We start from the raw sequence: 16269 nt of genomic DNA on the forward strand, positions 1-16269 counted from the left end.
TCCTTTAGTTTAGGCAACATCACGCTTTTCCTGTACTTCCATTGCCTTTTCCTGTGTTGTTGGTACTCTTGTCCAAAAAGCTGCAAATGCAGCACATAGTGTAATCATCGTTGTAATGATAAATGCCAACTGGAATCCATTTGTAATAAATACTAAGCCGTTTACCGAAACGTTCGCTGCCGCACCGGCATATACAGCTTCCTTTAAATCGCCGGGAACAGCCGAAACAACGATCATTAACGCTAATGCTGTGCTCAGTACCCCGCCCATATTTTGCAGCATTGATCGGAGTCCGTTTGCGACACCTGTTGAATGACTCGGAACACTCATCATAATTAGCTGTGTATTCGGGGTCATAAAAATACCTGATCCAAATCCAATCAGGAACTGCCCGATCATTAATGCGGTAAACGAGCTTTCCACATTCATGTTTAGTGCCAGTAAGCTCATGCCGATCGTTGAAATGAAAAGACCTGCTGTCGTTAGCATTCTTGTAGGTACGAAACTGCTTAGCCTTCCGATCAGTAGTGATGCGACGACTGTGCCTCCCGTCATCGGCAATACCCATAAGCCTGCCTGAAAAGCATTCGCCCCGTACACGATTTGGAAAAACAATGCCATTAGCAGCACAACCGATGATCGTGCAAGAGAATTTAAAAACGTCGTCATATTCGCCATTGAAAAGGTTTGTTGACGAAATAATGCAAAGTTCACAACGGGCATCTTCGCCTTTCGTTCCACAAAATAAAATACAATGGCCAGTAGTACGAAAATCGTAATCCCTGCAATAACGGATATATGTGTCCAGCCAAGCTCACTGCTGCTTGATATCCCGTAAATTAATCCGCCTAAACCTGCTAATATAAGTAAGCTTCCATAATAGTCGAACGTTATTTTCGAATGCTTCACTACATTTTTCGGCAGCATCCATATTGCTAAAACCGTCCCGATTATACCGATTGGGATATTGAACCAGAACACCCATTGCCAGTTGAACATATAGGTGAAGTACCCGCCTACAACTGGTCCGACGAGCTGTGCAATCGAAGAAACGACTACATTAATTCCGAGCGCGGAACTTAATTTTTCTGTTTTAAATGCGGAAACAATCATTGGCGTCGTATTCGTTATGACAAGCGCCCCGCTAATTCCTTGCAATGCCCTTAATACAATCAGCATGCCAACATCTGTTGCATATCCGCATAGAAGGCTGAATATAGTGAAGCTCCCAATGCCGATAATATAAAGCTTTTTACGTCCGAATAAATCCGCGACCTTCCCAAAAACTAGTATGAAGACCGTATTGAATAGCATGTAGGAAAGCAATATCCAGCTCGCTTCTAAAGATGATGCCTGGAAATGCGTTGTGATCGAGGGAAGCGCAACATTTAACGTACTCATATTCATCATGACTAGCAGAACACCTAAGCTCGTTATCATCAGTACTTTCCAAGGATTAAACTTGTCCCCCATACACATCTACTCCATTCTCATGATCCCATTACTCAGAAGCTATAATCAGTTGGATGTAGCCCATTTTTTCGGAGATTTCTACAGAAGCCTTTAATAATGACTGAATCATCTGCTCCTGCTTGACCCCCATCCGCGCTACAGGACCAGATATCGATAATCCCCCAATGATCTGGTGCTTGTTGTCAAAGATCGGGGATGAAATCGATAGCAGCCCTTCAATTCGCTCGCTTAAACTTATCGCATAGCCATCATTCCTAATTTGCCGGGCTTGCTCCAAAAGAACTTCCTGCTGACTGAAATCAAGTGCCTCCTGCTGCATCACCATTCGTTGCTCATCATTCGATAAATAGCTGAATAACAGCTTTCCGGAAGCCCCGTAGCAAAGTGCGCTACGTCCCCCGACTTTCACAAAGTTTCGGATTTGCTGACTACTTTCCACTTTTTCAATACAGACACGGTTGTAGCCATCGAGTACGTTTAGACTCACCGTTTCCAACGTTTCCTCATTAAGCGCCCGCATAACCGGGAGCGCCAGTTGTCTTAAATCAATTGTCGCCGCATAGGCATTCCCTAGTTCAAACACTTTAAAGCCTAATTGATAAAGCTGCGTTAAGCTGTCCTGCTCGATAAAGCGCTGTGATTTTAATGTGTGTAAAATCCTGACTACTGTACTTTTAGGCAGCAGCAGTTTTTCTGAAATCTCTTTAACGGATAAACTGTTCTCTTCGATTGTGAAACAAGATAAAATTTGCAAAGCTCTTTCTACTGATTGAACGTTTGAAGTTTGTTGCCTCATCCCACAACCTCCATTCAAATAGTTATCTGACGGCCGTCTTTAAGTTAAGCAAGTACTCTTTAATATCCTCGGTCGGTACAACGTCACAATATTTCATCCATAAATCCAATAAAGCTGCTTTATGGGACAGTTCAATCCGGTCATATACCGCGTCTTCTACAATCGCCACATTGAAATTATGTGTAACAGCATCGACAATCGTTGCCCGGACACAGCCACCAGTTGAGCCACCGACAACAATTAACGAATCGACACCTAATTTCACTAGATAGCTAATTAACGGTGTACCGAAAAATGCACTGGCATAGCTTTTGTCCACGACGATATCTTTATCTGACGGCAATAGTTCGTCAATGATCATCGTTCCCGGCATGCCGTCTACATAGTTCGAATTGTCGCGGTTTGCCTTTAAAGCAAAGGAATCGAACTGTATTGATTTTTTCTGCACATTTCGCGTGTAAATTGTCGGAATGCCCACTTCATCCGCCAATGCTTTTAGCTGCTTCACATTATCAAGCGTTGCCCATGCTTTTTCGCCGCCACCGCTCGGATACTTATGCAGTTGCTCTTCAATCGGCACATTTTCTCCCATATAGTTATATTGCGGATCAATGATTAACAGCAGCGGGCTTTTGCCTAGCCCTCTCGACTTCCCGTAGCCGCCTCTTTCTATCACCAATTTATCCGTTTCTGAAAGCAGTTCATCCCAAATTCTTGTCATCGTCAATTCCTCCTTTATCGTTCGTTCCTTTTATTAGATGCGTCCTTAAACTCCGCCTGTATTTCCTCTCCAGCGCAAGAAGTATTGCTCTACTTTTAAGAAACCGAAGTTAATTAAGTAACCGATAATGCCTAATGTGAAAATACCTGCAAACATCTCTGCTACGCGGAAAATGCGCTGCATGTCCAAAATGAAGTACCCGATGCCGCTGTTGCCCGTAATCATTTCCGCTACGACAGCTACGACAAGTGCAATACCAACCGAAACCCTCATACCAGTTAATATAGAAGGAAGTGCTGCCGGCAAAATGATTTTAAACAACGACTTCATTTTCGAAACACCAAATGTACGGCCTGTATCGATTAAGATTGGATCTACACCACGTACACCGCTGTAAGTGTTTAATAAAATCGGGAATAAACTTGAAAGGAAGATAACAAATACTTTCATTTCATTTTCAATTCCTAAAAATAAGATCGCTACCGGAATATAAGCAGAAGCCGGTATTGGGCGAATAAGCTCTGTAATCGGCTCTAGCAAACGATAAATAAATGGTGTTGTACCCATTAATAAACCAAGTGGAACCGCTACTAATGCTGCTAATAAGAAGCCACTGAAAATTCTTCCTAAACTCGGCAGCAAGTAATTTAATAGCTCTCCATTGGCAATAATGCCGCCCCATGTTGTAAATACCTGACTGACTGGAGGCATGCTTACAGAGTCAACGATCCCCGTTTTGGAGGCAATCTCCCACATTACTAAAAGTGCTATTATTAATACAAATCCCGGCCAACGTTTTAACATATACATCTCCTCCTATCTCATATTTACGCCTGTCCTTTTTCCTGCGAGAAGATACTTGAAAACAGCTTCAACTGCATCGTCGTAAAGTGTTTACTTTTTCTCGTATCAATTTGGTTTCGCGGATACGGCAGATTCACAACGATATCTTCTTTTAATCCAATAGGGGCCTTCCCTAATGAAATAATATGGCTTGATAAAAATACGGCTTCATCTACATCATGTGTTACGAACAAAATCGTGATCGGCAGCTTCTCCCAAATACTCAGTAGAAGCTCCTGCAAGATTGCTCGTGTCATCGCATCGACCGCACTGAACGGCTCATCCATTAAAAGTACTTTCGGTTCGCAAATTAATGCGCGGGCAATGACAACACGCTGCTGCATACCACCTGACAGCTGAGATGGATAATAGTCTTCATATCCTTCAAGACCAACGAGTTTTATATATTCCATGCAGCGCTCTTTCGCTTCTTGCTTGGAAATATTTTTCTTTTGCGTATTCAGTCCAAATTCAATATTTTCTAAAACGGTATACCACGGGAAAATGGATTTCGTATATTGCTGGAATACATAAATCATTCCTTTTGGCGGTCCGCTAATGACTTGTCCATCGAAATTGATTGTTCCGCCTGTAGGAGTTTCCAGCCCGGAAATGAGTTTCAGCAGTGTTGATTTCCCGCATCCGGATGGCCCGACAATGGAAAGAAAGCTGCCTTCCGGGATTTTGTACGAAAAGTTTTCAAATACGGTAATCTTATTTTTGTTTACAGAAAACTCCTTGTTCACTCCTTCGATATGGATTAGCGTTTTCGGACGCCCTGTCTCTATTTGCATTTCACTGTCTGTACCTAATTCATATACATTTGATAAATTCATAACAATCCACCCTTTCTTTTACTTCAAAGTTTCCGTGACATATTGTGAAAAGTACTCTGTTGCTTCATGCTTTTGCTTTAGCTCGCCTGCTTCCATATACATATCAACAATTTGCTGCCATACGTCTACATTAAATTCATTGCTCCACGCGATTTGCGGCATATCAGTAATTAACTTTTCATCCACACCTGTGAAATCAACGATATGTTTTTTTGCACGCTCTTCATCCTCTAACATATATTCAATCGAAGCAGAGATCGCATCATAAAAACGGGAAACAGCTTCCGGATTTTCTTCAACAAATTTACTGCGTGCATACCATGCGCCTACCGGTTGTTCCGGAATACTTTCTACATAATTCCAAGAGATTACTTTTGTTGTCCCTTCAGAAACGAGCTGTGTTGTATAAGGGTCCACTAAGGAAATGGCGTCAACCTGATTGTTCTTAAGGGCATCCCCCATACTTGAAAACGGTACTTCTACAAATTCAACTTTGTCCACATCTGCACCGGACTCTTCAATAATCTTTTTCAGTCCTAAAACTAACTGGTTACGTGAGTCGTAAATCGCTACCTTTTTTCCTTCTAAATCTTTTAAGCTTTCAATATTCGAATCGGCTAATACTTGAACAGAGGCTGTATCCGGTCCTTCTGCTTGTGCAATTTCATTTTGAGCAATGGATACTAGGTCAAATCCGGATTCATTGGCCACCATCGCCGTACCTGGTGCCGATAAAATAATATCTACACTGCCAGAACGCTGTGCATTGATCGATTCGGAGCCTGATTTAAATTCGATCAGTTTGACATCTAATCCGTGCTCTTCATAAATCCCAACACTTTCTGCAATCCAGGCATTCGTTAAAGCAGCATTTTTCTGAATACCAACTTTTAAAGGAATCACACCGCCATTTTCGGCTGAAGCCTTTGTTTTCGCTTCATCTTTACTGCATGCACTTAATAAAAGAAGCATCATCAGCATTAGTAAATAAAAACCATTCTTTTGTAATTTCATCATCTTGGTTTCCTCCTCTAAAATGTGTTCGAGAGACCTGTTTCACGATACGGAATGCGTTCCATTTTTCGATAAGGTCATTCGCTTGAGATACCCTTAGTATATATTTTTATAATTTTCTGACTACTATCTTGTTAGATTTTCTAACATACTTCTCGTTTTTAGATGTTTTATTGAAATAAAATGTTAGATATTCTAACATAATGCATATGAAAGCAATATATTACAGAAGGAAATTACTATTATGTAACATTAATTCACGAGAGGTGGTCTATTATGAAAGAAAACTATCAATCTTTTCGCGATAAGAAAATCATTTCAATCGGTAATGTAAGTGAGCTTCTTGGATTATCCATTCGTCAAATCCGATATTATGAGGAGCGTGGCCTCATCCTCCCCGCGCGTTCGTCTAAAGGTACACGAAAATTTTCTTTAAAAGATATCGAAATACTCAGCCTCATCGCAGAATGTGTGGAAGAAGGCGTCCAAACAGTAGAAATCAAAGAAATGTTAAAAAAACGCGGTCTCCCTTACTCTTCTCAGAAATACAAACAATCCTAGATCATGCAATTACTTCTCCTTAGATAAACTCAATCCCTTATAATCAACAACTGTTAATGTTATTGTGATAAACCATTTTGTATGTAAAAAGCACTTGGATTCACTTAAATAAAGGCAAAAAAAATAACGGATATGTACTATGAGTTAAGTTAGTTATCTTCTCGGGGGGCGTGGGCGTTGTGAAAATAAGGGGAGAATTTACCCTTATTTCGAAAATTTACGGATTATGCGCCTAAATAAGCGGAGGAATTCCCCTTATTGGCCTGTGGGACGGGGAAATTTGGTGGTTTTTTGGTTGATAAGCGGAATTTTTCCCCTTATTTCATGGCGAAATGGGTGTCGTTGTAAAAATAACAGGAAAAACTCCGCTTATTTTTTTCTCAAAAGTACCTTAGCTACAGAATCGTACCGGGGAATTCATTTTTACTCAAAACGCCTGTTTCTATGTAACTTCTTATTAATGTCCAATCATCATTTTCTTGTTTTTTAAACGTTTGAAAAAATAAGCTAACACTCTCTAATCTTTTTCCATCAATGATTAATGTAGCTGATATGATCGCCATCACTTCATCTTCTCGTAATGGAATTATTGAAACCTCATTTAAATCCCAGCTATTTCCCTCTCTCTTAACAAAATTAAACCCCTGTTCCCATCCAGCTATAGACTGTTCATAACCAAAGTCTACTACTTCACCAGCTGAAATCTCCCTTGCTTTATAATCTTTAGAAATTATCCTTTTCATGTCTGATAACGATGAATTTCGCCAAATATTTAAATACGAATCAAGAAAATGGCGGAATGAGTTTTCTCTCAAAATAAAACACCTCCTAATTAAATTTCTACCACCTTAATATTAACTGAATTTTCATGAAACTTTAATGGGTTTTTAACGACTAATTTAGAAAAGGCGGTGAAAGGTATTTGAAATTGAAATTTTTATCTGTAGCTATATCATTATTGTTGCTATTTGGTTGTTCGTCTAACATAGAAGGGGCAGAATTAGCAGTAGACTTGTCTGACATTGAACAAATGAATATCGGTGCTGAGATGCCAAGGCTTTTATATGCCGCTAACAACATAGTCGTTATGCAAGGTACTTTTGGAGTAGTCGTATTCAATATGAAAGATACAGTCGTGACTAATCGCATTTCATATGAACAAATCAAGTCATATGGCATTACAATGATGATGGCAGCTGTTTCGCCAGATGGTACAACTATCTTTATCGGAAATGATAATCTGTCGATGTCGTCTAATGAATTTATCTATACGCATCAATACGATATTCGTACGCGATTAATTAAAGAAACTACACAACAGCCATCAAATTTGTATAGTCCTAAAACAATTGAACAACCTGGTTTTCATAAGCAATACGACGATATAGAATATGGTACGAGTCACAATGTTGTTGAACTGGATCACTCATATATTTATTTACGTTCCTCATCTTGGGAAATGAAAGATCTACAAATTGTTCATTGCCCATTTGAAGAGGGTGAAAGTAAAGTTTTTGATGTGTTTGAATGAGGAATATACTAGGTGTTCGGGAATTACATTACTATTTTTAAAAGGACTGATTTCAATTGACCAAAAAGTTCGTGCTAAGATTGTTCATTGCCATAATAGTTATTTTTCTTATTTTCATATGCTATTCAGCTATTAGCATTTGGTCTTTTGGAAACAAAAATCAATTAGTTAAAACTGATGCAGCTGTAGTACTTGGTGCTGCTATTTGGGAGGATGAACCTTCTCCTGTTTTTCGAGAACGGATTAATCATTCTATCTGGCTTTATGAGAATAATTATGTAGAGAAAATTATCTTTACTGGTGGTAAGAGTGAGGATGATGAATATGCAGAATCAGAGGTAGCAAGAGATTATGCTATTAAAAACAATGTTAATTCAGAAGATATTCTTATTGAAACTAAATCAAAAATTACAGAAGAAAATTTAAAATACGCTTATGAAATCGCAAATGAGAAAAACTTGAAAACTTTTACTATTGTAAGTGACCCTTTGCATATGAAAAGAGCCATCTTAATGGCAAAAGATATTGGGATGGAGGCATATTCATCACCTACCCAAAGTTCAGTATATAAGACATTGAATAGTAAAGTGCCATTTTTCTTCAGAGAGTTGTTCTTTTATATCGGATATATCTTCAGTTTGCCATTTAGATAATTACTGCCAGACTAGGATATGCTGCTCTTTTCTTCCTGGAGATGATCATCTTGAGTTCTTTAAAAAGCGTTGATTTTCCTCTTTTGGTGACATTACAAACTTTGCATATATGTAAAAAGAAAAACTACCAAAGATCCCGATGGCAGTAATGGAATTTGATACCGGCATACTTGTTATACCGCTAATAATGTTTAATGTAAAAAACAATAAAATACCGAATAACGTAGCAGTCATCATCATATTTTTTCTTTTCAACTGTTTCCGAAATAAAGGATTCCCCCCACTATTTTCGCTAATTAACCCTGAAATGATGATAAAAACTACTGCATATCCTATAATGTCATCCATTGTATTTCCCCCCGTTCTCTTGCTGAATTTATGAGTAAAATTCTCTTATTTTTTCCGGCAAGGTTTTATTCATAATGAAGCCTGCTAAAGCCAATCCCATCAAAATAATTACAATCTCCAAAATGTTTACTAGCCAAGAAATTTGTACAGTATCCGTAAAATTGGAGCCACCAATAATGACAATCACAGCTGCAGCCCATGCAACTAAAAATCCTGCGCCAAACTGAACCCATTCTTTTTTTGAAAGCTGTTTAAAAAGGCTTCTGTTTTTATAAAATTTCATAATCAAAAATATCCAAAGTAATCCACTCATTATCAATCCAAACATTTACAATCCCTCACTTTAGCTAGTTCGTGTCGCTTAACAACTGGTATACCTCGGCCCTTAAAATAACGGTAGGAATTCCGCTTATTTTGAATTCCACCGAAAAATTAGCCTAAATAGACGGAGGAATTCCGCTTATTTACCGAAAAAGCACTTAAATATATGATTTTCTGAGGTGATAAACGGAAAACTTACCCTTATTTTACCCCCGAACAGCGGTCATCCAGCAAAGAGACGGAAATTCTCCGCTTATTTTTCCTAGCTGTAGTTGCTCATCAATTCATATGTAATATCCGCATCCTTATACCTCTCCTGAAAGCGCTCAAGTTCTTCCTTATCATAGAAGAATGCAATTTCTCGATTATTTTCTATAGCTTTTGCCACTTTCACATAAGCTACTTGATCCGATGCAAAATATGTCGGCATCGTTGTTGATATTCGATCATAGCATACTTTACCTAACTCTAGGGACCGTTTCGGATTCACTTTGTACCATCCTTTAAATACATATTCGAAGCCGCCAAATTCACTACGGACATGGGCAAATAATGCAAGTTCCTGTCTCAGCTCATCCAAACGTTTCTTCATATAGGAAGCATTTACTTCCGCATCAGTATGATACTCGGTGAAATATTGTTCATTCGCGCTTAACTCATTATCCCAATTCGCATTCGGATAAAACTTTAACGCTTTAATATCGATGGCATCCTGAAATTTGTGCTTGGCTCCGCTACCTTGCAACCCTTTATAGCCGGCTCCAAAACAATTACAGCAATCTTTTACCGTTTTGAATGCAACATGTTCAGTCGCATCAAGATACCCTCTTTGTACATAGGTCATTGGATTGTACTCCTGCTCAACATCCCACACCTGATAATCTATACGGTCAAACTGCTGACGAAGCGCTAAAACTATCTCATCAATCTTTTCATTCATTTCCTGCAAATCATTTGTCACCTTTATACGAAAGACTTCACATTCAATCGCTTGTACGATATCGTGTTGACGCATCGTATCACTCAGCACCATTTCATCTGATAAATGATATGGCTCATCTATTTCTACAATCGTATTAATTTGTGGAAAATAAATGTCGGCAAGCGCATATGTTTTGGTTGCCACATCACGGACAATGTATTGCTGGGTAATCATCTTCACATCCGAATTATTCAGCAAATGCCAAATACGAGATACTACATAATTTTCATCATTTTTCTTATTAGTTTTCGATAATTGTTTTTTTATAAAATTGTATTTCTTCATTTTTAGCTCCTGCAATGATGTGACTTCTGGTGGATTAAAGAAATAACGGTAGAAATTCCGCTTATTTTGAATCCCATCGGAAAATTAGCCTAAATAGACGGAGAAATTCCGCTTATTTAACGAAAACACACTTAAATATATGATTTTCTGAGGTGATAAGCGGAAAACTAACCCTTATTTTACCCCCGAACAACGGTCATGAAGCAAATAGACGGAAATTCTCCGCTTATTTTCCTAGCTCAATGAGAGGAGCGTATGAATAGGCTACACTAAGTTGGACAGATAAAATAAGGGATTGTAAACTTAGACTATCAATTAAAGGGAGCGTGCTATTATGACACGTCAACGTCGAACATTTACACCCGAATTTAAACTGCAATTAGTGAAGCTTTATGAAAACGGTAAGTCTCGTGCAGACATTGCCCGAGAATATGATATTACGCCTTCTGCGTTAGATCGCTGGATTAAGAATCACCAGGAAACAGGTTCGTTTTCAGCGAAGGATAATCGAACAGAAGAAGAAAATGAAATGGCTCGATTACGCAAGGAAAACCAACGTTTATTAATGGAGAACGATATTTTAAAGCAAGCGGCGCTGATCATGGGACGAAAATAAATGTGATTCGTAATAACACTCACAAGTATTCGGTATCAGCAATGTGTGCCGTCCTAGATATTCCAACAAGCACGTATTATTACCATGCCGACCTTTCTGGGAAGCGTGAAAAGAAAGTTGAAGAAATAGCACTTACAAAGGAAATCGCAAGTATCTTTAAAGAAAGCCGCAATAATTACGGTACACGTAAAATCAAGAAAGAATTAATGAGATTATCTAAACCAAAACAGGTTTCCCGTCGTCGAATTGGACGGATTATGAATGAACTAGGGCTTGTTTCAAACTATACTGTAGCTCAATTTAAGCCATATAAATCAAGCTGTAACGAAGCACCTGTTAAGAACGAATTGAAACGCGAATTCAATCAAGAAGAACAGTTAGCTGTCATTGTCAGCGATTTAACATATGTCCGTGTCGGAAAAAAGTGGCACTATGTATGCCTATTTGTCGACCTGTTTAATCGTGAAATCATAGGTTACAGTGCTGGTAAAAATAAATCAGCAGAGCTTGTATATCAAGCAATCTCGAGCATTCAGGCCAACCTGCATGACGTCAAAATGTTTCATACGGATCGTGGAAAAGAGTTCGATAACAAACTAATTTCAGAGGCACTTGAAACGTTTGGAATCCAGCGATCACTGAGCATGAAGGGATGTCCTTATGATAACGCCGTGGCTGAAGCAACATTCAAGGTATTTAAAACAGAATTCGCTAATCAAGCCCACTTCACCTCTCTTGAACAGCTCGCTCTTGAACTTGGAGATTACGTCCATTGGTTTAACAACTTACGAATTCACGGAACACTTGGCTATTTAACGCCTGTGGAATTCAAGCTGCAACCCTTATAATTTTTGTCCAGTTTAGTGTTGACATTCCAGTACTTCCGCGCCCACCCCGAAAACCTTCACCCGATTGCGTCCTTCTTGCTTGGCAGCATACAAAGCTGTATCTGCTTTATGCAATAACTGATGTAATGTTTCCTCTGTCCAATCCTTCACCTCTGCAACTCCAATGCTTAACGTAACCGGAATATTTCCTTCCGGAGTAATAAGTGGTGCCTTCTCCACGCTTGTTCGAAGTCGGTTGCCTAATACTTCGCCCTCTGTTTCATTGTATCCATTTAGTGCAATGACGAATTCCTCTCCGCCATAACGAGCGAAACAGCTTCCTTCCTGCAATTGTCTTTGGCAAACATTTACTACGTGCATGATAACTTGGTCACCTACCTAATGCCCATACGTATCATTCACCCGTTTAAAATGATCGATATCTAGTAACATCACCGTAAACGGATAGACAGTTTCTTTGGCTGCCAAAAAATCCTGCTCGCATTGTTGTAAAAAGGCGCGGCGATTATAAATTTGTGTGAGCTCATCATAATAAGCCTGTTGCTCCAGTTTTTCCTGCAGCCTTTTGATTTCCGTTATATCCGTAAAGACTAAGAGTAAACCTTTTCTATTTCTCGCTTGCTCTAGTGGTGTCGTACGTACTTGATAAATACGCTCCCCATCATCTAACTTCAGTTTTAATTCCTGAATGTCTCCTACATCGGCTCCTAATTTAAAAGGTAAAGTTCCTCCTGTATGATCCGTCCATATTTCAACAAAGTTCTTACCGAAAAGTGAGTTATTCAAATGTGGGAGCATTGCCTTCGAGGCCTGATTGTACTCAATTAATCGAAAGGATTCATCCAATACAATTACGCCATCATTTATGCTATTAAAGATTTTGTCTTTAGCAATTGGCATAATGGTAAACAGACTGGAAGTGCTAATCGATAATAAATAAAGCAGAGAAGAAATCCATAAGATCATGGCTACGGGGTCAATTCCTGCAGGTGTAAATCCTGTCAAATAGAGAAACGCTGTTACCATAGGTATAAGCTGACCGAACATTAACGCAATTAATTGTGGACGATATGCCTTAGCCGTTTCTTTCCAATGAAAGATTAATAGTAACAAGGCAATAAACAAGGAGGCAAATGTATACATGCCATGCACCGTATACCAAATACCAATCTCCTGGTAAACGTAAGGAGCACCTAAATTCGGATCCAGTTCAAAAACACGATAATGCAGATGATGCCAACTGTTCGTCGCTACCATTAAGATCGTAATAAAAGGAATAAGCAGTATGAGCATACTTCTCTTTACCGTAAGTTTAACACCTAAATAGCTCATCACAAATAATAACCCTAATGGTGCAGACAAGGGCATTCCTAAATATAAAATGAAATTCCATAACTTTATTTGCTCAAGCGTCGTAGAAATTAAACTCATACCAGAAGCAAAACTGTAAATGCTTAGAGCTGCTGTGTAAAAGATAAAGTAATTTGCGATATTCGTATATTTATGGCGTTTGCTAAAGGCATAGAGACATAAGTACAAATTAAGTACTCCCGACATACAAACAAGCGTAATATACATGTACAATTGCGAGCCCACAGTTGGTTTATCCTCTCTAACATTTTTTTCTTTAAATGTAGCATATTATAAAAAATAAGTGGATACTTTATCAAATTATTATTTAAAAGTATTAAACTATATACTTCCTCAAATCGAAATAAAAATTTTACATATATTTCAATCTTTTCAAGCAAAATACTTTCGAAATAGCACTAAATTACTATATAATTAGATTTCCTAGTTAATAGGAAATTAATAATTCTTTATAAGGGGGTTTCTAAGGAGTGTTCTTTTCTCCGGGCGTTAACATAAGTACTCAAATGCTAAATGAAAAATCTGTGCTGGCTGCAATGGAAACAAATTTAGCAATGATTGAGTTCAACTTAAACAGAAAAGTAATTTGGGTAAATGAAAATTTTTCAGAAACATTAGGCTATACAGTTAATGAAATGAAAAATATGCAGCATGAGCAGTTTTGTACGACGGAGTTTAGAAATAGTAAAGAATATAAAGAATTATGGAATAACCTCAGTAAAGGGGTAAAGTTTCAATCAAAGATTCCACGGGTCACTAAATTTGGCAATATCATTTGGTTGGAGGCTACCTATATCCCCATTATAAATCCTGATGGTAAAGTAGAAGCCGTTCTTAAAATAGCGACTAATATTAACGAGCGTGAAAATACTACCAATAAAATTACTGCTGAATTAAAGGAAATGCCCATCGAATTAGTAAATCTCGTCGTTGAGAATTCTAATGAAAAAATACAGGCAGTAGAATCATTAAAGAATCACATTGATTTAATCACGGAAATTACTAAAACGATTCGCAATATTTCTAGGCAAACGAATGTGCTAGCGTTAAATGCAGCAATTGAAGCTGCCCGCGTAGGAGAACAAGGTCGAGGATTCAAAGTAGTAGCTGAAGAAGTGAGAAGATTGGCTGGTAATGTTGATGATGCCATTAAAAATGTCAATCTGAATGTTGAAACCATTTTAAAAGACGTAGGAAATGTCGGCAAAATTACTGACGACTTACAAAAAATTGTCCTAGAAACTCAATCAAAGTTTACTAAGACGATTGCAGAATTTGAAAGTGTTATGAAATAAAATATTTGTTTTCTACATAAGGGCACAATTCTTCATAAGGAATTGGGCTTTTTTGATGGAATGATGGGGGTGAAATTTATGATAGTATTTCTAATAATTAGCCTTTATTTGATGCCTATTTTAGCTATTATATTTTGTGTTAATTTAGTAATTATAATAAAGAAAGTTAAAGAAGGCTTACCTACTACTTTCAATACATTTTTATTAACAGCGTCATTTGTTTTAATTGTATGGAGTATTGCTGTAACATCTTTTGTTAACTAACAATATGGAGGCTTAAAATGAAATTCTTCAGAAAGATGGCTAAGGTTGAGCAGAATAATTGGAGAAAAGGAGCCATCCTCGGTTTTTACACTTATATGCTGCTATTATTTATAAATTATGTTTCCTCACTAATATTTGAAAGTGAGCCTCTTACTTCCGGCGTAATCTTTTGGACTGGATTGTTAGTAGCTTTTGGGTATGAGTTTATACTTAATTTTAATTCTAGAATAAAAGCAAAAAATTAAATGGATTAATCCAATTTAAAATTACCGTTTTGTAGAAAGAAGCTAAACATAGCACTGATTGTTATTGAAATGACAATTTTGATGAGGAAGTTGTTTGTAAGTCCTTCCATAACATATCCCTTAAATTTTTGTAGTTCTGTTGCTTCTGGCATCCAATCAATAACGTACCCAATCCCTAACATCGTAGGAAGGCTAATCAATATATAGATAACGATAAAACTAAGAAGAAACGTCTTGATACCCAAAGTATTGAACCTCCATTCCTCTATACATTCCAAAGCACCCCATTTGTTCTAACAAGGCGGTGCCGTTTGTTTTGGATACGTTATTAATCCTTATTACACTAATTAGAAATATAAAAAATATGTTAAGGAACCTACTAACACCATATACACACTATTTCTAATCCAAATGATTTTTTTACTTATCCCTGCTTTTTTTTCTAAGTAATTAATATAGTTAAATGTAAGTACAAATCCAATAAGTATTATTAAATATCCTCTAGGTTCATTTACTTCAACAATATACTTCATTATAGCCAAAGCAATGAGTGTGATTCCGATTGTGACCAAAATCATATAAAAATAGAGAATTTGCTTATCTTTTTTCAAGACCACCCCTCCATAAACGTATCCTATGCTGATTATGGAGGAGAAAGACACTAAGACCTATTTTTCCGTTATGTACAACCGCATATAAAGATAACCATCCTCCACATCGTCTGTTCTTTCAAAGCCGATGTTGCTCCAAAATTTTTGTGCAGTAATGTTTTCTAGATTAACTGGTGCGGAAATCCTATGTGCATTGAATTCTTTACACAAATACTCAATACAAAGCTTAGCCGCTGCTGATCCATAGCCTCTTCTTTGAAACCGGCTATCTATCATAAAATTGATGATTTGGGGGTTATTTTCGCCAATATACATTGAAACAAAACCTACCATCACATTATCGGCATAAATTGCAAAAGGGCGGGAATCATCATAAAACACCCACGCTTCGGCTAATGACCATGCTACAGAATCTACAAAGTCCACATTGGTATCAATTGTACGCAAATTTAAACATTCTTCATAATTGTCCTGATTAATTGTTCTTAACTCTAGCAAAGCGGGACCTCCTTTCCATCATAGTGAAGACTTTTTTGATCTCACACTAATTACCTCACCTAAATTTTAAAAAGTTCATGTGTAAAATTATACCATTTAAAGACTGCAAGCTGTTATACTTAAACGTACGGATTTGAGCAGTTTAACAGAATTTAGT

19 protein-coding genes and 1 pseudogene are annotated in these 16269 nt (G+C 37.7%); 6 read left to right on the forward strand and 14 right to left on the reverse strand.

Annotation, left to right across the window (positions count from 1 at the left end; genetic code table 11):
* Window positions 1–9: 9 nt before the first annotated feature.
* Genes MKY13_RS15835 through MKY13_RS15860 form a run of 6 tightly spaced genes read right to left on the reverse strand, consistent with a single transcriptional unit; the run spans window position 10 to window position 5686 of the window.
* Window positions 10–1473, reverse strand: a complete 1464-nt coding sequence (locus tag MKY13_RS15835; protein ID WP_339213786.1) for an MFS transporter — start codon at window positions 1471–1473, stop codon at window positions 10–12.
* A 28-nt stretch (window positions 1474–1501) separates the two neighbouring features.
* Window positions 1502–2269, reverse strand: coding sequence for an IclR family transcriptional regulator (locus MKY13_RS15840; RefSeq protein WP_339213788.1), 768 nt, complete (start codon window positions 2267–2269; stop codon window positions 1502–1504).
* Window positions 2270–2291: 22 nt separating this feature from the next.
* Window positions 2292–2990 (reverse strand): isochorismatase family protein, encoded by a 699-nt coding sequence (locus tag MKY13_RS15845; RefSeq protein ID WP_339213790.1) that lies wholly within the window; start codon window positions 2988–2990, stop codon window positions 2292–2294.
* A gap of 45 nt (window positions 2991–3035) precedes the next feature.
* Window positions 3036–3794, reverse strand: a complete 759-nt coding sequence (locus MKY13_RS15850) for an ABC transporter permease (protein ID WP_191699722.1) — start codon at window positions 3792–3794, stop codon at window positions 3036–3038.
* A gap of 23 nt (window positions 3795–3817) precedes the next feature.
* Entirely contained in the window at window positions 3818–4669 is an 852-nt protein-coding gene (locus tag MKY13_RS15855) for an ABC transporter ATP-binding protein (RefSeq protein WP_339213792.1), read from the reverse strand.
* Between the two features lie 18 nt (window positions 4670–4687).
* Entirely contained in the window at window positions 4688–5686 is a 999-nt protein-coding gene (locus MKY13_RS15860) for an ABC transporter substrate-binding protein (RefSeq protein WP_339213794.1), read from the reverse strand.
* A gap of 273 nt (window positions 5687–5959) precedes the next feature.
* Between MKY13_RS15860 and MKY13_RS15865 the strand changes: the two genes are divergently transcribed.
* Complete coding sequence (locus tag MKY13_RS15865) at window positions 5960–6244, forward strand: MerR family transcriptional regulator (RefSeq protein WP_339213796.1); 285 nt, start codon at window positions 5960–5962, stop codon at window positions 6242–6244.
* Window positions 6245–6639: 395 nt separating this feature from the next.
* Here the strand turns inward: MKY13_RS15865 and MKY13_RS15870 are convergent, their stop codons facing one another.
* Entirely contained in the window at window positions 6640–7059 is a 420-nt protein-coding gene (locus MKY13_RS15870; protein WP_191699719.1) for a flavoprotein, read from the reverse strand.
* Window positions 7060–7166: 107 nt separating this feature from the next.
* Between MKY13_RS15870 and MKY13_RS15875 the strand changes: the two genes are divergently transcribed.
* Window positions 7167–7775, forward strand: a complete 609-nt coding sequence (locus MKY13_RS15875) for a hypothetical protein (protein ID WP_339213799.1) — start codon at window positions 7167–7169, stop codon at window positions 7773–7775.
* Window positions 7776–7831: 56 nt separating this feature from the next.
* Complete coding sequence (locus tag MKY13_RS15880) at window positions 7832–8428, forward strand: YdcF family protein (RefSeq protein WP_191699717.1); 597 nt, start codon at window positions 7832–7834, stop codon at window positions 8426–8428.
* 45 nt (window positions 8429–8473) lie between these two features.
* Here the strand turns inward: MKY13_RS15880 and MKY13_RS15885 are convergent, their stop codons facing one another.
* The 3 genes from MKY13_RS15885 to MKY13_RS15895 all read right to left on the reverse strand — a co-directional run bounded on the left by MKY13_RS15885 (window position 8474) and on the right by MKY13_RS15895 (window position 10364).
* The gene (locus MKY13_RS15885) at window positions 8474–8776 is read right to left on the reverse strand and encodes a 4-aminobutyrate aminotransferase (RefSeq protein ID WP_191699716.1); all 303 of its coding nucleotides are present in this window, start codon (window positions 8774–8776) and stop codon (window positions 8474–8476) included.
* 28 nt (window positions 8777–8804) lie between these two features.
* Entirely contained in the window at window positions 8805–9104 is a 300-nt protein-coding gene (locus MKY13_RS15890; RefSeq protein WP_191699715.1) for a hypothetical protein, read from the reverse strand.
* A gap of 255 nt (window positions 9105–9359) precedes the next feature.
* The gene (locus tag MKY13_RS15895) at window positions 9360–10364 is read right to left on the reverse strand and encodes an AbaSI family restriction endonuclease (RefSeq protein ID WP_191699714.1); all 1005 of its coding nucleotides are present in this window, start codon (window positions 10362–10364) and stop codon (window positions 9360–9362) included.
* 334 nt (window positions 10365–10698) lie between these two features.
* Between MKY13_RS15895 and MKY13_RS15900 the strand changes: the two genes are divergently transcribed.
* Window positions 10699–11828 (forward strand): IS3 family transposase gene (locus tag MKY13_RS15900; protein WP_339212252.1). Its coding sequence is split into 2 segments (ribosomal slippage): window positions 10699–10945 and window positions 10945–11828, totalling 1131 coding nucleotides; the frame shifts between segments, so codons are not numbered across the junction.
* A 12-nt stretch (window positions 11829–11840) separates the two neighbouring features.
* Here MKY13_RS15900 and MKY13_RS15905 read toward each other — a convergent pair.
* A pseudogene (locus tag MKY13_RS15905) lies at window positions 11841–13406 on the reverse strand (diguanylate cyclase).
* Between the two features lie 299 nt (window positions 13407–13705).
* On the opposite strand from MKY13_RS15905, the gene MKY13_RS15910 reads away from it, so the two are divergent.
* Together MKY13_RS15910 and MKY13_RS15915 are read left to right on the forward strand one after the other, a co-directional pair.
* A complete protein-coding gene (locus tag MKY13_RS15910) occupies window positions 13706–14494 on the forward strand; it encodes a methyl-accepting chemotaxis protein (RefSeq protein ID WP_191699888.1) in 789 nt (262 codons plus the stop codon).
* A gap of 281 nt (window positions 14495–14775) precedes the next feature.
* Window positions 14776–15003 carry a hypothetical protein gene (locus tag MKY13_RS15915; RefSeq protein WP_191699712.1) on the forward strand — a complete coding sequence of 76 codons (228 nt, stop codon included), beginning with the start codon at window positions 14776–14778 and terminating at the stop codon, window positions 15001–15003.
* Between the two features lie 5 nt (window positions 15004–15008).
* Here the strand turns inward: MKY13_RS15915 and MKY13_RS15920 are convergent, their stop codons facing one another.
* The 3 genes from MKY13_RS15920 to MKY13_RS15930 form a co-directional block, all read right to left on the reverse strand.
* Window positions 15009–15248, reverse strand: coding sequence for a hypothetical protein (locus tag MKY13_RS15920; protein WP_225231195.1), 240 nt, complete (start codon window positions 15246–15248; stop codon window positions 15009–15011).
* A gap of 102 nt (window positions 15249–15350) precedes the next feature.
* Window positions 15351–15614, reverse strand: coding sequence for a hypothetical protein (locus MKY13_RS15925; RefSeq protein ID WP_191699711.1), 264 nt, complete (start codon window positions 15612–15614; stop codon window positions 15351–15353).
* A gap of 57 nt (window positions 15615–15671) precedes the next feature.
* Window positions 15672–16112, reverse strand: a complete 441-nt coding sequence (locus MKY13_RS15930; protein WP_191699710.1) for a GNAT family N-acetyltransferase — start codon at window positions 16110–16112, stop codon at window positions 15672–15674.
* Window positions 16113–16269: the final 157 nt, after the last annotated feature.

Origin of the sequence: Solibacillus sp. FSL W8-0372 (genome assembly GCF_037969735.1) — a bacterium.
Lineage (GTDB): Bacteria > Bacillota > Bacilli > Bacillales_A > Planococcaceae > Solibacillus > Solibacillus faecavium.

Coding starts and splice junctions, on each gene's coding strand:
- MKY13_RS15835 (WP_339213786.1), bottom strand. CDS start 1,473: ATGGGGGACAAGTTTAATCCTTGGAAAGTACTGATGATAACGAGCTTA.
- MKY13_RS15840 (WP_339213788.1), bottom strand. CDS start 2,269: ATGAGGCAACAAACTTCAAACGTTCAATCAGTAGAAAGAGCTTTGCAA.
- MKY13_RS15845 (WP_339213790.1), bottom strand. CDS start 2,990: ATGACAAGAATTTGGGATGAACTGCTTTCAGAAACGGATAAATTGGTG.
- MKY13_RS15850 (WP_191699722.1), bottom strand. CDS start 3,794: ATGTTAAAACGTTGGCCGGGATTTGTATTAATAATAGCACTTTTAGTA.
- MKY13_RS15855 (WP_339213792.1), bottom strand. CDS start 4,669: ATGAATTTATCAAATGTATATGAATTAGGTACAGACAGTGAAATGCAA.
- MKY13_RS15860 (WP_339213794.1), bottom strand. CDS start 5,686: ATGATGAAATTACAAAAGAATGGTTTTTATTTACTAATGCTGATGATG.
- MKY13_RS15865 (WP_339213796.1), top strand. CDS start 5,960: ATGAAAGAAAACTATCAATCTTTTCGCGATAAGAAAATCATTTCAATC.
- MKY13_RS15885 (WP_191699716.1), bottom strand. CDS start 8,776: ATGGATGACATTATAGGATATGCAGTAGTTTTTATCATCATTTCAGGG.
- MKY13_RS15890 (WP_191699715.1), bottom strand. CDS start 9,104: ATGTTTGGATTGATAATGAGTGGATTACTTTGGATATTTTTGATTATG.
- MKY13_RS15895 (WP_191699714.1), bottom strand. CDS start 10,364: ATGAAGAAATACAATTTTATAAAAAAACAATTATCGAAAACTAATAAG.
- MKY13_RS15910 (WP_191699888.1), top strand. CDS start 13,706: ATGCTAAATGAAAAATCTGTGCTGGCTGCAATGGAAACAAATTTAGCA.
- MKY13_RS15915 (WP_191699712.1), top strand. CDS start 14,776: ATGAAATTCTTCAGAAAGATGGCTAAGGTTGAGCAGAATAATTGGAGA.